We start from the raw sequence: 14,499 nt of genomic DNA, 5'->3' as shown, positions 1-14,499 counted from the left end.
TAGCTAGAGCCTCTTGAGCCAAATACAATTAGAAAGGAGACTATCATTCAGAAGGAGGTAGCTTATAGGTGCTAAGGTAGGGCGAACTGCGGTGCGTACCCAAAAAAATTAAAGGGCTGTACCCGTTGTAGAAGATATGGAAAAACTGGGTGCTGTAAGCGATGTTTGCACCGATCCCTGTGTTTACCTGCGGATTGAGGCAAGGCAGGTTGTTATGTATGGATAAATTCCTGTCGGGTTCAATAGATGTTGGTAATCTAAGGAGGTAATCTGTGCTGCTAGATAATTCTTTTGTGCTAGGCGATACAAAGAAGGAGTGAATAATAATGGGGAAAATGAAGTGGGGTATTATGGGTGCAGGTGAAATCTCGCGTAGTTTTGCATCTGATTTATTACAATCGGCAGAAGGAGAACTTCTTGCAGTAGCGTCTAGAACACCTGGTAAGGCGAAGGGATTTGCTGAGGAATTCAAAGTATCGAAAACATATGATAACTATGAACAGTTTGTTGCGGACCCAGAAATCGAAATTGTATACGTAGGAACACTACATCCAATGCATAAGGAAGGCGTGTTAATGTGTCTGAATGCGGGTAAAGCTGTTATCTGCGAGAAACCGTTTATGATGAACGCGCAGGAGACTGAAGAAGTTATCCAAGCAGCGAAGAAGAACAATGTATTCGTTATGGAAGCTATGTGGACACGTTACTTACCGCCTATCGTTCAAGCCCGAGAGTGGATTAAGGAAGGCCGTATTGGTGATGTGAAGATGCTAACAGCGAACTTCGGCTTCAATTTCGGTTGGGACCCTGGTCATCGGCTGCTGGATAAGAAGCTTGGTGGTGGCGCACTACTCGATGCAGGTATTTATCCAGTCTCCTTCGCATCAATGGTGTTCGGCCGACAGCCATCCCGAATTAACAGTAATGCGTATATCGGTGAGACTGGTGTGGATGAGCGTTTCTCGGCGTTATTTGAATATGAGGGTGGTCAGACAGCTCTGCTAAGTGCTGGTGTACAGCTAGGAACATCCAATGATGCATTCATCTATGGCACAAAGGGTTACATCCAACTTACTAGTTTCTTGTTTGGTAAAGCAGCAACCCTGCATCTCCCGAATGAAGAACCTGTGCACTTTGAAAAGAAACTTTCGACTCACGGTTATATCTTCGAAGCCGAGGAAGCCATGAGATGTGTGCGTGAAGGACTCAAGGAGAGTTCGATTATGCCGATAAATGAAACACTTGAGATTATGCAAACCTTAGATAGGCTTAGAGGCCAATGGGGACTAGTATATGAATCAGAAGAACTTAATGGATGACAGAAATGAATGTTAATTTCAGCAGCATCAGGGGAATTGTGACCATGTCCAAAAAGATCTCAGAAGAGAAAAAACAAATTGAGGAATAACGATGCAAATATCAAATGAACCTCGTAAGCTAGAAGGGAGAAGTGTAACCAGTATCCTGGAAGTAGCGAATGTTTTTAGCGGCGAACGCAGTGTCCTCGCCGAATTCGATTTTCTGATTGAGGCACCCAATTGGACCCGTGACGGCAGGCAGCTCATATATAACAGCTTGGGCCGTCTTTACACGTTTGACCTAACTTCCAGGGAAAGTGAAATTGTCTATTCTGGTTATGCGATCCGGTGCAATAACGACCATGTGCTGTCACCCGATAACTCCCTCGTTGCAGTGAGCCATCATACCAATGAGGATGGCCAATCCCGTATCTATACTTTTCCTTTGAAAGGCGGTAACCCGATCCTCATTACCCCAATGGCCCCTAGCTATCTACACGGCTGGTCGCCGGACGGGAACACACTAGCTTATTGTGCTGAACGGAATGGTGAGTACAACATCTACACAATTCCTGTAAATGGGGGAATTGAAACACAGTTGACCTGTACAACTGGAATGAATGATGGACCCGAATATTCTCCAAGTGGCAAGCACATTTGGTTCAATTCGGTACGCACAGGCCTTATGCAGGTTTGGCGAATGAATACCGACGGTAGCGAACAGGTTCAAATGACGTTCGAAGAAAGCAATAATTGGTTCCCACATGTGTCCCCTGACGGAGAATGGGTGGCTTATATTAGTTATTCGAAGAGTGATGTTAGTCCAAGCGACCATCCGGCAAACAAAAATGTGGAAATACGTGTAATGCCCACTCGTGGTGGCAAATTTCATACAGTGGTTAAGCTGTTCGGTGGACAGGGCACACTTAATGTCAATTCCTGGTCTCCAGATAGCAAGAAGCTGGCTTTTGTTAGTTATAGGCTGCAGGAATAGAGAGCCATATTAATTATAGTTAGGAGGAATAGAAATATGAATATATTAATTACCGGAGCGAATCGAGGCCTGGGATTGGCAATCACTGCCGAAGCATGCGCGCGCGGGTATCAAGTACTTGCCGGAGTTCGGAGTCCTGGTTCGTCTGTAGAGGGTCTGCAGACGCTTTCTAATAAATTCCCGGAGCAGATTACGGTGTTGCCGCTTGATGTGACGGACGAAAATTCCGTACGCTACGCCTATGATCAAGTATCCATCCAAATGAGCAGCTTGGATGCCGTTATTAACAACGCGGCGATCTTGCTTGGGCGCGAACAAAAGCTTGAACAGCTCGACTTTGATCAGGTTGAACAATCATTTCAGACTAATTTATTCGGCCCAATGATCGTGCTCAAATATTTTTTGGCTATGCTTCAAAAAGGCGAACGTCAGGCCGTTGTTAATATCAGTTCGGAAGCGGGCAGTTTCGCCGGCGCCTATGGTGGAGACTATTCCTACGCACTGTCAAAAGCGGCGCTGAATATGTTCTCGGCCCAGCTGCGTCGGGAGCTTGCACCGCATGGTATCCTTGTCCATGCGCTACATCCGGGCTGGATTCGGACAGATATGGGCGGTGGTGAGGCGCCTGGCGAGGCAGCTGCATCGGCTGAGGGCATATTGGACATTATCGAACGGAGGACAGAAGCGGAGAATCAGGCCTTATTCATCGACCATAATGGTAAACCGATGAGTATATAAGGTGAAACCTGCTTTGAAGTATGTCTCGATCTGTGGGCGGTTCGTTCCACTACAAAAGTAATATTCGAAATAATGCTTCAAATGCCCAACATGCCCGTCGCATGATGTTTTTTTGTTTCCATTGAGAGTGTCGGAGATCTGCTAATGGAAATCAATGACGAGGGTATGGGTATGAAAAAAATATTGGATAATTGCTAAACAGAGCAAATTAGCAAAAGTACGGGTGGCTTTGGTATCTGGATATTCAAAAGAGGATTCAGCTGAATTATGGACAAAAAAGAAAGCGCTATCAAAATATTTTAAAGTAAAACTAAACTTTCCCCCGTAGGAAGAGGCCCACAAGCTAACTACAATTTATAAAGAAAAGAAGAATATTCAGAAGGAGGCTACCTATGGCGTCAAGGTAGAGCGAAATGCGGTGCGGCTACGAGGCCGATCGTGATCCTGCTTGCTTTCCTGTACTCTGTCAAGAGCTCACGATTGGTACTGTAAAAGATTGGCTTCTGTAATTCATCGTTTGATCACTCCGATGAAACATAGGAGTGATGGATTAATACAAACTAAGGGGGAGAAAAAGTGAACAACGCTAACAAAAAAGTTAAATTCATTCTTACCCTGTTACTGTCACTGACAATGTTGTTGTCTGCCTGTTCAATAGGAAACGAAAACAATTCAAACACAAATAACAATGACGAAGCGGTTACTAATCAAAAAGAGGTTGTTCTAAAGGGCTACTTGCTTGGCGAGGCTCCAAAAGGAATGCCTGAGGTACTTGATGAGCTGAACAAAAGGCTTAAAAAAGATATTAATGCGACCATTGAGTTGAACTACATTGGGTGGGGGGATGTGCAGTCGAAGTACCCATTGTTGTTGGCGGCTGGGGAAGATGTAGACTTTATCTTTTCATCAGATTGGACGGGGTATGTTGAACATTCAAATAAGGGAGCGTTTTATGAGCTGAGCCCGGAGGATATTGCGAAGTATATGCCGAAGAAATCGGCAGCTATGGATCCATCCGTATGGGATGAAGTCAAGGTAGACGATAAAATCTATATGATGCCAAAAACTACACCCGATAGTTATGTCTTTGTGACCCTTCTTCGCAAGGATATTATGGCGGAAGCCGGTTTGACCGAAGTGGATAAATTATCTGAAATCGGTCCTTATTTGGAGGCTGTGAAGAAAAATCATCCTAATATGGTTGGTTTAAATCTTGATTCTCAGGCTGACTTGGCAACACCTTACCAATATTTGATGCGGGATAAGATTGGCTATCAAGGAGCTTTTGGCGCTGGCAGTAATGGTCAAGGGATAACATATGATTTCACAGATCCATCTGGCAAGATCTATAGTATGGTGGAAGGACCATATCTCAACGCTCAGAAATATGCTGCTAACATTATGAAGGATTGGTATGACAAAGGGTATGTCAACAAAAATCCGTATGCAAACAAAATCCGTGCCAAGGAGAATTTTTTAGAAGGAAAATCTGGTGTAGCGTTTGGTAACAGTGTGGATATTGCTGCTACCATAGAAGCAGCAGCTGGGAAAGGAATTGAAACTTATATCATTCCATCACTGATGCCAAACGGTAAAACTCCGCATGGAGGAGGAGCTTTAGGTGGGGGAGTCTCCATTACAGCGAATTCGAAGAATCCCGAACGTGTCATGCAAGCTATGGATCTAATTATGGATGATCCGTCATATGTATATTTAACTTATTTCGGAATTGAAGGTAAAAACTATATTATTACCCCTGATGATAAAATTGGATTACCGGAGGGAGTAACTGCGGAAACGAATACCTATCCTCCTGATGCAGCAGGCTTCTGGTTTGTGAATAAGGCTTTGTTTAGGCCAATGAGTACCTGGCCGCAAGTATATGTTGAACATCGGGAGAAGCTGAAAGACTATAACACCTCGGACTATGCTTTTAACGAGTTCGTTTTTAACTCAGATAAAGTCAAAACGCAGATGGCAAACTTGGCTAATGCCTCGACACAATACGCTAATCCAATCTATATTGGTGCGGTCAAAGATGTGGACAAAGCCTTTGATGAATTGATCAAAAATCTAAACAGTGCCGGCATAGATAAGGTCAAAGCTGAGGTCGAGAGCCAAGCCAAGGCATTCCTTGAAAAGAAGAAATAATTCTTGGCCCCATAGCTGGGGCGTGGAGCGGTGGAACAAGGTTATCGAGTTCTCTTTGAACTGCGTTAAGTGGTAGTTGGCTACCAAATTCTTCAAATGCTCATCATGTTCATCGCATGATGGGCTTTTTGTCTGTAGCGTGCCCAGAGGCATGCATTATCTAGTTGCTGAAAGTCCAACCAAGGGAGGGGCCACAAGCTACCCTTGTAGCTAGGATGCTTGTGCATGGCGAAATCTGTGTGTAAAAGCGCATCTTAGAAACGCTATTGTAATCTGCATGCCGATGAATGACAAACATCGGAAAGCCGTATGAGGGAAAACCTCACGTACGGTTTGATGAGGAGGGGCTGGTTTGAATCCAGCCCTTTACTCTAGGTTCAAATCAAAAAAGTAAGCGTTAACAAAGAAATTCAAAGTATATCGAAACTTTTCCCCATAGGTAGAGGACCTCAAGCCAATTACAATAAGAAAGGAGAGAGGAACATCTCAGAAGGAGGTTGCTTATGGGCACAAAAGTAGAGCAAGTTGCGGTGCGGACCCCCAAAAAAAATAAAGGGCTATCCCCGCTGCAGGAGATAAGGAAAAATTGGGTATTGTATGCAATGTTTATGCCGATTGCTGTTTATTTTATCATCTTTTCTTATATACCAATGACGGGTGTCGTTATGGCCTTCAAGGAATTCAACTACAGAGACGGCATTTTCATGAGTCCTTGGAATGGCTTCGAGAACTTTGAGTACTTTTTTCAATCCGGCAAAGCGTGGTTAGTGACAAGAAATACTATTCTGTACAATGTTGTATTTCTGGGATTGTACACTTTTTTCTCGATATTGGTTGCGGTTCTGATCTCGGAGACGTATAACAAGTTTTTCAAAAAAACCGCACAGACTTTAATGTTTCTCCCTTATTTCATATCTTGGGTTACTGTATCCGCCTTTGTTTACAACTTTTTCAATTATGAATTTGGAATTGTGAACGGATTCTTGAGGAATATCGGGTTGGAGGCTATGGATATTTATTCGACTGCAAGTTATTGGTACCTTCTGCTTCCGTTGCTATATGTGTGGAAGTGGGTTGGGTTTGGCAGTGTTCTTTATCTAGCGGCTATTGTAGGGATCGATCAGGAAATTTACGAAGCGGCAACAATTGACGGGGCCACCCGTTTTCAGAAAATCATGAAAATAACACTCCCTTTACTCAAGCCTACAGCTGTAGTGCTGATACTGCTTGGCCTGGGAAGGGTTATGCGCGGAGAGTTCGATATGTTCTATCAGCTAATTGGTAACAACGGTGCGCTTATGGATGCTACAGATATTATTGACACATTAGTATTCCGCTCACTCATGGGGACACAAGATTTTGGCATGGCTTCTTCAGTAGGACTTTATCAATCCATACTCACCTTGATCATCATCCTGTTTGCGAATTATCTGGTCCGTCGTTATGACAAAGATAACGCGCTGTTCTAAGGAACCTATAGAAAGGAGAAACCCTTATGGAGAATAATAAATTAAATTCGGCTCCCGTCTTCCAGGCCGTCTCTTACATTGTTGTATCGCTTATCGCAATACTGTGTCTGCTTCCGTTTATTGTTCTAATCTCCGGATCTTTTTCGGATGAAGGGCAGGTTTTGGCGAAGGGATATTCCTTCTTACCTCGTGGCTTTTCATTAGATGCCTATGCCTTTATCTTCCGCAATCCAAGTGACATTCTTTCTGCTTATCGCGTTTCAGTGATTGTGGCGGTAGTTGGAACAGCGCTTTCGCTGTTGATCTCTACAATGGCGGCTTATGTAATGTATCGTAAAGAGGTGAAGTATCGGAATAAACTAGCGTTTTTTCTGTTCTTCACCACACTGTTTAGTGGTGGACTGGCCCCCTTTTTCATCTGGGTCACCAGTTACCTACAACTGAAAAACACGCTCGCAGTACTGATTTTGCTCCCAATGTTCAATGTGATGTATGTACTGATTCTGCGCAGCTTCATACGGGGATCTGTTCCGGAACCGCTGATAGAATCAGCCAAAATCGACGGAGCAGGAGATTTTCGGATCTTCTGGCAAATGGTGCTGCCACTCAGTAAACCCGCATTAGCTTCTATCGGTTTGTTTACAATCTTAGCATATTGGAACGACTGGTGGACTCCGATGATGTTTACGGATAAGGAGCAGTACGTACCCTTACAGTTTATGCTTTATAAAATGCTTTCATCAATCAACATGTCGGCGGCTATGGCCCAGTATGTATCATCCCTTGATACGCCAAAGGAGACGTTCAAGCTTGCTATGACGGTGATTGCTACGGGGCCAGTCGTGATCCTGTTTCCTTTTCTTCAGCAGTATTTCGTCAAAGGCATCACGATTGGCGCGGTGAAAGGTTAATACTACGATTCGACGCCGATCCACCGTATGAATCCTATGAAATTGTGAATTTATATGAATAAGTAAAAAAACTAAGGGGGAGAAAAAGTGAAAAATGCCAAGAAAAATGTGAAACTTATGCTGACAATGCTGCTATCGCTGACAATGCTGTTGTCTGCCTGCTCAAAAGGAAATGAAAACAACTCAAACACGGCTAGCAATGACGAAGGGACTACTAATCAAAAAGAGGTTATTCTAAAGGGCTACCTACTGGGTGAAGCGCCAAAAGGAATGCCTGAGGTGCTTGATGCACTCAACCAAAAGCTGAAAAAGGATATTAATGCCACCATTGAGTTGAATTACATCGGGTGGGGGGATGTACAGTCGAAGTACCCATTGCTGTTGGCTGCAGGTGAAGATGTGGACTTTATCTTCTCAGCAGATTGGAATGATTATGTTGAACAGGCAAATAAGGGAGCGTTTTATGAGCTGAAGCCGGAGGATATTGCGAAGTATATGCCGAAGAAATCGGCTGCTATTGATCCTATTGCATGGGAAGAAGCCAAACTTGACGGCAAAATTTATATGGTCCCGAAAACCACTCCGGACAGCAACGTCTTCGTGGCTTTGCTTCGCAAGGATATTATGGAGGAAGCTGGTCTGACTGAGGTGAAGCGTCTTTCTGAAATTAGTCCTTATTTGGAAGCTGTAAAGAATAACCATCCAAATATGATCGGCCTTAATCTGGACTCACAGAGCGATCTGCCGTCGCCATATCATCATTTAATGCGCGATAAGATTGGTTATATTAGCGCCTCTATTGGAGGAGGGCCTATGGACCAGGGGATGGCTTACGATTTTACAGATCCTACTGGCAAGATGTATAGCATGGTGGAGGAGCCATATCTCAGTGCGCAGAAATATGCTGCAGGAATTATGAAGGACTGGTATGACAAGGGCTACGTCAACAAAAATCCGTATGCTAACAAAACTCGGTCCAAGGATAATTTTGTAGAGGGGAAATCTGGAGTAGCATTCGGAAATAGTATAGATATTGCTGCTACTATGGAAGCTGCTGAAGCAAAAGGAATTGAAACTTATTTGGTTCCGTCATTAATGCCAAACGGTAAAGTCCCTATGGGAAATTATATAGGCGGCGGGGTTTCTATTGCGGCTAATTCCGAGAACCCAGAACGTGTAATGCAGGCCCTCGACCTGATTATGGAAGACCCATCTTATGTGTATTTGACTTATTACGGTATAGAAGGTAAGAACTATGTTATTACTCCTGATGACAAAATCGGACTGCCGGAAGGAGTGACAGCCGATACAAACACCTATCCACCTGATGCAGCAGGGTTCTGGTTTGTAAATAAGGCATTGTTAAAGCCGATGAGTAACTGGCCGCAGGCTTACGTTGATTTTTGGGAAAAGTTTGACGAATATAACACCTCTGACTACGCATACCATGGATTCACTTTTAATTCAGATAAAGTAAAAACACAGATGGCTAGTCTGGCGAATGCCTCGACACAGTATGCTAATCCAATCTATATCGGTGCAGTCAAAGATGTGGACAAAGCTTTTGATGAATTGGCTAAAAATCTGAACAGCGCCGGTCTGGATAAGGTCAAAGCGGAGGTAGAGGCTCAAGCTGAGGCATTCCTGGCAAAGAAGAAATAATCCTTATCCCTTTGAGGCAGTAATTTTGGGCTACAGTTAAGGTGTGTTTGCAAGAGCGCAGTAGGTATGCTGCGCTCTTTTGAATAATGTACATGGAAGATCGCTTCAAAATCATCCTTGAAAGTGAGTTGAACTATATGATTGGCATATGGCATTTTCTGCATCAAACCCCGGATACGACGATAAAGATGCAATTTATCATTGAAAAAAAAGAAACTATAGTACTATCCGTTATTCTAGAGCCTTTTCCATTTCCTGTTGAGATCCACAGCGTGGCGGTTCAAGGGGATCTGTTACAAGCCAGGGGAGCGTCTCGGTTTGTTCCTGGTGAGTCTTTCGAATTTGATTTGACCTTTGGAGATGATGAATTCCAGGGCAGGATCAAACTTCCCTATCAGGAAGTTTTCTTCGTGAAGGGGACGAAAGGGAGTGGTCCATCCCTCGAAGATTTGCTGATTTCAACGCTCGTTGCATACCGGAAGGAGAACGTGAAGCAACGGGACGATCAAGATATTCATCAAGCAGTAGAAGCCCTGCTTAACAAGATGTCCATCACGGATAAAATCGGACAGATGAGCCAGTGTATGTCGACCAACCTCTCCCTTGGATCCGATATCGAGTCTGAAACGCCCGAAAAACTGATTACAGAGGGCCGGGTAGGCTCGATCCTCTCTGCCGTAAACAGCAACCGCGTGTTCGAATTACAGAAAATTGCTGTCGAGAGGTCCCCTCATGGGATTCCCTTGTTATTTAACTTTGACGTCATTCACGGATTTCAGACGATTTTCCCAGTACCGCTTGCCTGGTCGTGCAGTTGGGACATGGCAGCCATCAAAGAAGCTAACGCGATTGCCGCAAAAGAAGCCAGTGCTACCGGAATAAATTACAACCATGGGCCGATGGTGGATATTACAAGAGACCCACGCTGGGGACGTGTCGTTGAAGGCGCAGGCGAAGATCCATACTTGGGCAGCTTAATTGCCAAAGCGCAAGTAGAAGGTTTTCAAGGGGACAGCTTTTTCGATCCAGAGACAATTATTGCTTGCTTAAAGCATTTTGTCGCATACGGGGCTGCTGAAGCAGGTCGGGATTACAATACGGTCGACATTTCGGAAGGCACACTCCGCAATGTATACTTGCCTCCGTTCCAAGCAGGGATTGAGGCTGGCGCAGGTTCGGTTATGAATTCCTTTAATACGTATCAAGGCGTGCCAGTGGCAGCAAGCCGCTACATCCTTAACGAGTTGCTACGGAGAGAGTTGGGCTTTGACGGAATATTAATTTCCGACTATGGATCCATTGATGAAATTGTTGCTCATGGAAATGCGAAAGACAGTAAGGAAGCAGCAAAAAAAGCACTTGATGCAACGATGGATATCGAAATGGTAACCCGTTCATATGATTATCTGCATGAACTAGTTGAACAAGGTCTTGTTACCATAGAACAATTAAATGAAGCTGTAAGGCGGATCCTGACCTTTAAATATAAGATTGGCATTATGGATGATCCGTTCCGCTATGTTCGTCCAGAGAAAGAGAAGGAATACCACTTCCATCCACAGCATCTGGAGGCAAGCCGGAAGTTGGCGCAGAAGTCCATCGTCTTGTTGAAGAATAACAGCGTTCTTCCGCTTGCGGAGAAGAAGCAAAAGCTGGCGGTCATTGGTCCATTCGGTGATAGCAAGGATATGTTGGGTCCCTGGCAGTGGTCCCGATATTCGAAGGATACCGTGACGCTGAGAGATGGTTTGGAAGAGAAAGGATATCCGAAAACTCATCTGTTGGTGGAAGAAGGATGTAAGGTTGAAGAAGCATTGGATGGGGGAGTGGAACGCGCTGTTGCAGCGGCAGAACAAGCGGATATCGTCATTCTGGCGCTTGGAGAGAGCAGTGAGATGTCTGGCGAGGCTGCGTCCCGCATGGACATTACGCTACCGAAGGTGCAGCAGGAGCTTGCGGAAGCCATCGTTCGTGTGGGCAAGCCGACTATACTGGTTCTGACTAATGGACGGCCTCTGGTCCTGGAATGGTTCGAGCACCATGTGGATGCTATTGTTGAGGCATGGTTTTTGGGCTCTCAAGCCGGGCATGCCATAGCCGATGTTCTCTTGGGCGATTACAATCCATCCGGCAAACTGACAATGAGTTTCCCCGTACATGTCGGACAAGTACCGGTATACTACAACCACTTTAAAACCGGGAGACCCGTAACGGAAAGCAACAAAGGGGAAAAATTCTTCTCAAGATATATCGATGGCCCCAATGATCCGTTGTACCCGTTCGGTTACGGCCTAAGCTATACGACTATTGAGATTTCGGACATTCGATTATCGCAAACGCAGATGACGGATTCGGAAACGATCGTTGCCAGCGTAACGGTTACAAATACAGGAGCGGTACCAGGAGAAGAAACTGTCCAGATGTACATTCAGGATCTTTATGGAGGTGTGGTCCGTCCCGTAAAGGAACTTAAAGGATTTAAAAAAGTGAAGTTAGCGGCGGGTGAAGCGAAAGAAATCTGTTTCAACATTACCACAGCGGATTTGGCTTACTGGAATCCGGACCTGAAGTATGGCGTTGAAGCGGGGGATTTCAAAGTATACATCGGATCGAATTCTCGTGATGTGAAGGAAGCATTTTTCGAGTTTAACAGCAAACCTGAGAACAGCTCAGTTCTATAATTCATGAATCCCATATATGCGAATATTCAATGATCCGTCTTTCGAGACTTAAAAGAAGACATCTATACCGTTTATCTAAACGGAAACATTATTACTAGGAGGTAAAAGATGATTTACAAAGATGCAAGTAAGTCTACTCATGAGAGAGTCGAAGATTTAATTGGAAGAATGACATTAAAGGAGAAGGTAGCCCAGTTATATTGTGCAAATTCATATGGTGGAGAATCCGTGTATGATTCCAGAACCGAAAAATTAAAGGATGGTATTGGGACCGTAAGCTTTTTAAATGATTCTTTTACAGGTGACCTTAAAAAGGATAAGGATACTATAAAAGGTATACAAAAATACCTTATTGAGGAGACGAGACTAGGTATTCCGGCGCTAATTCATAGTGAAGGGATATCTGGTGCACAAATACCAAGTGCAACAACATTTCCACAGTCTCTTAATCTTGCTTCTACCTGGGAGCCTACTTTGGCACAGAAAATGGGCATGGTAGTCAAAAAACAATTAAAGGCTTTTGGATTCAGGGCTGTGCATTCCCCGCTGTTTGACTTGTCTAGAGATCCACGATTCGGAAGAGTTGGTGAAACCTACGGTGAAGATCCCTATTTAGTTGCGCAAATGGGGGTGTCCTTTGTTAAAGGAGTACAGGGGGATCATGAGGTTATGGCTGCTGCCAAGCATTTTGTCGGTTATGGAAATGCTGAAGGGGGAAGAGGTGGCGGAGAACAGCAAATGTCTGATAGAAAACTGTTGGATAGTTATTGCTTTCCTTTTGAAGCTGCAATTCACGAGGCCAATATAAAAGCTGTAATGAATAGTTACGGGATGTTGAATGAGCAGGCCGTGTCTACATCGAAATGGCTTCTTACAGACATTTTAAGAAACAAGCTTGGCTTTCAGGGGCTTGTTGTGGCTGATTATGGCAGTGTTACGCATGCATTTTTACGGTATAGAGTGGCAGAGGATGCTAAAGAGGCAGGGATTCTGGCATTAAAAGCTGGAATGGATGTAGAACAACCTGGCAACCAGTGCTACCAGCACTTGGTAGAAGCGGTGGAGTCAGGTGAGCTTGATGAGGCGCATATTGATATCTCGCTTAGACGGGTCCTAGAGACCAAGTTTACATTAGGGCTGTTCGAAAACCCTTATGCAGATGGTGATTTCTTTCATGAGATTAAGAAGCCGGAGAATGCAGAATTATCACTAGATATTGCTGAGAAATCCATGGTATTGGTGAAAAACGAGGACAATATCCTACCGCTCAAAAAGAAAATGAAGGTAGCGCTAATTGGCCCCAACTCAGATACCAAAACTAACTTCTTTGGGGGATATTCATCAGTTGGATCAGCTAGCACAAAAAGCAGCGATTTTGATAAATCCGAAGAGGACACCTTTTTGAGAATGCTATATATAGGGACTATTACCGACAATAAAGAGTCATTAAAGTCGATGGGAATTGAATTTGAGGATCAGCCAACCCCTGAGCAGAAAGAGATCATTATGAATATGATCAGACAAAATTTAAATTCTGACGATTCCTCTACTAAAGTGTATAAAACAAACGAAGAATTTGTTCAAATGTTCTATCCAGACTGTAATTCTGTGAAAGATGTACTGGAAAAAGAATTTGGCAAAGATCATGTACTGCACGTCCAAGGCTGTAATATGTTTAAGCCCATAGATGGAGGGATTGAGGCAGTAAAGGCTGCGGTACAACAGGCGGATATCGTGATTGCAGTATTAGGTGGTAAAGAGAGCATGATCCATCCTGAAGCAACTTGTGGTGAAAATAAAGATAACATCAACATCGGTCTCGAAAAGCCTCAGCTGGAAATGATGGAGGAAGTATTTAAGCTAGATAAACCTGTTATTTCCGTTGTTATTGATGGTCGGCCATTATCTACACCTTTTGTAAGTGAACACAGTAAAGCGGTCTTATATTCATGGCTTCCGGCACAATTTGGAGCTGAAGCTATTGTTAATATCCTTACAGGGAAGAGAAATCCTGGAGGGAAGCTACCAGTGACCATTGTCAATGAAGTAGGCCAGATACCGATGTATAACAGCAGGTTGCCACTTTATGTTGATGTAAATTCATGGGCTGAATATATTAAAACCAATCAAAACACACCATTATATCCGTTTGGACATGGATTAAGCTATACCCAATTTGAATACAGCGAATGGGTACAGGATGCTACCGTTCAGGCAGACGGAGAATTAAACATAGAATTTAAGCTGAGAAATGTGGGGCAGGTTACCGGGGATGAAGTGGTTCAGGTTTATATCCGGGATCGAGTGAGCAGTGTTGCAAGACCTGTGAAGCAGCTAGTCGGATTTGCACGAGTTACTTTGGATGTAAACGAAACAAAGAAAATTGCTTTCAAGGTGAATATGAAACAACTGGCATTTCATGACTTGAATATGGATCAAGTAGTGGAACCAGGAGCGATGGAAGTATTTGTAGGTGCTTCATCCCAGGATATTAGATTAAAAGGAGTCTTTGAGATCGTAGGTGATGAGAAGCTTATCGTTGATCGAAAGGTTTTCTCGTCACAGGTAACGATTGAAACACTATAAAAGAAGGAG

General features: G+C 43.9%; 9 protein-coding genes. All 9 read left to right on the top strand.

Annotation, left to right across the window (positions count from 1 at the left end; translation table 11 throughout):
• The first annotated feature begins 326 nt into the window (after positions 1-326).
• A complete protein-coding gene (locus tag D328_RS0115045; RefSeq protein ID WP_018885848.1) occupies positions 327-1,319 on the top strand; it encodes a Gfo/Idh/MocA family protein in 993 nt (330 codons plus the stop codon).
• A 91-nt stretch (positions 1,320-1,410) separates the two neighbouring features.
• The gene (locus D328_RS0115035; protein WP_018885846.1) at positions 1,411-2,292 is read left to right on the top strand and encodes a TolB family protein; all 882 of its coding nucleotides are present in this window, start codon (positions 1,411-1,413) and stop codon (positions 2,290-2,292) included.
• 36 nt (positions 2,293-2,328) lie between these two features.
• Entirely contained in the window at positions 2,329-3,030 is a 702-nt protein-coding gene (locus D328_RS0115030) for an SDR family oxidoreductase (protein ID WP_018885845.1), read from the top strand.
• Positions 3,031-3,606: 576 nt separating this feature from the next.
• The gene (locus D328_RS0115025) at positions 3,607-5,181 is read left to right on the top strand and encodes an extracellular solute-binding protein (RefSeq protein ID WP_018885844.1); all 1,575 of its coding nucleotides are present in this window, start codon (positions 3,607-3,609) and stop codon (positions 5,179-5,181) included.
• 503 nt (positions 5,182-5,684) lie between these two features.
• The gene (locus D328_RS0115020) at positions 5,685-6,650 is read left to right on the top strand and encodes an ABC transporter permease (protein WP_018885843.1); all 966 of its coding nucleotides are present in this window, start codon (positions 5,685-5,687) and stop codon (positions 6,648-6,650) included.
• 26 nt (positions 6,651-6,676) lie between these two features.
• Entirely contained in the window at positions 6,677-7,561 is an 885-nt protein-coding gene (locus D328_RS0115015) for a carbohydrate ABC transporter permease (RefSeq protein WP_018885842.1), read from the top strand.
• An 87-nt stretch (positions 7,562-7,648) separates the two neighbouring features.
• Complete coding sequence (locus tag D328_RS0115010; RefSeq protein WP_018885841.1) at positions 7,649-9,223, top strand: ABC transporter substrate-binding protein; 1,575 nt, start codon at positions 7,649-7,651, stop codon at positions 9,221-9,223.
• A 92-nt stretch (positions 9,224-9,315) separates the two neighbouring features.
• Positions 9,316-11,904 carry a beta-glucosidase BglX gene (gene bglX, locus D328_RS29225; protein WP_233426207.1) on the top strand — a complete coding sequence of 863 codons (2,589 nt, stop codon included), beginning with the start codon at positions 9,316-9,318 and terminating at the stop codon, positions 11,902-11,904.
• A 108-nt stretch (positions 11,905-12,012) separates the two neighbouring features.
• Positions 12,013-14,490 carry a glycoside hydrolase family 3 N-terminal domain-containing protein gene (locus tag D328_RS0115000; RefSeq protein WP_018885839.1) on the top strand — a complete coding sequence of 826 codons (2,478 nt, stop codon included), beginning with the start codon at positions 12,013-12,015 and terminating at the stop codon, positions 14,488-14,490.
• Positions 14,491-14,499 lie beyond the last annotated feature (9 nt).

This window comes from Paenibacillus massiliensis 2301065 = DSM 16942, assembly GCF_000377505.1.
GTDB lineage: Bacteria > Bacillota > Bacilli > Paenibacillales > Paenibacillaceae > Paenibacillus > Paenibacillus massiliensis.
Note: the sequence above shows the minus strand (reverse complement) of the source record. Positions and strands in the feature narration are given on the sequence as shown.

What these genes read in the sequence shown, in the direction of transcription:
- D328_RS0115045 (WP_018885848.1), top strand. Translation starts at nt 327, where the DNA reads ATGGGGAAAATGAAGTGGGGTATTATGGGTGCAGGTGAAATCTCGCGT.
- D328_RS0115035 (WP_018885846.1), top strand. Translation starts at nt 1,411, where the DNA reads ATGCAAATATCAAATGAACCTCGTAAGCTAGAAGGGAGAAGTGTAACC.
- D328_RS0115030 (WP_018885845.1), top strand. Translation starts at nt 2,329, where the DNA reads ATGAATATATTAATTACCGGAGCGAATCGAGGCCTGGGATTGGCAATC.
- D328_RS0115020 (WP_018885843.1), top strand. Translation starts at nt 5,685, where the DNA reads ATGGGCACAAAAGTAGAGCAAGTTGCGGTGCGGACCCCCAAAAAAAAT.
- D328_RS0115015 (WP_018885842.1), top strand. Translation starts at nt 6,677, where the DNA reads ATGGAGAATAATAAATTAAATTCGGCTCCCGTCTTCCAGGCCGTCTCT.
- bglX (WP_233426207.1), top strand. Translation starts at nt 9,316, where the DNA reads ATGGAAGATCGCTTCAAAATCATCCTTGAAAGTGAGTTGAACTATATG.
- D328_RS0115000 (WP_018885839.1), top strand. Translation starts at nt 12,013, where the DNA reads ATGATTTACAAAGATGCAAGTAAGTCTACTCATGAGAGAGTCGAAGAT.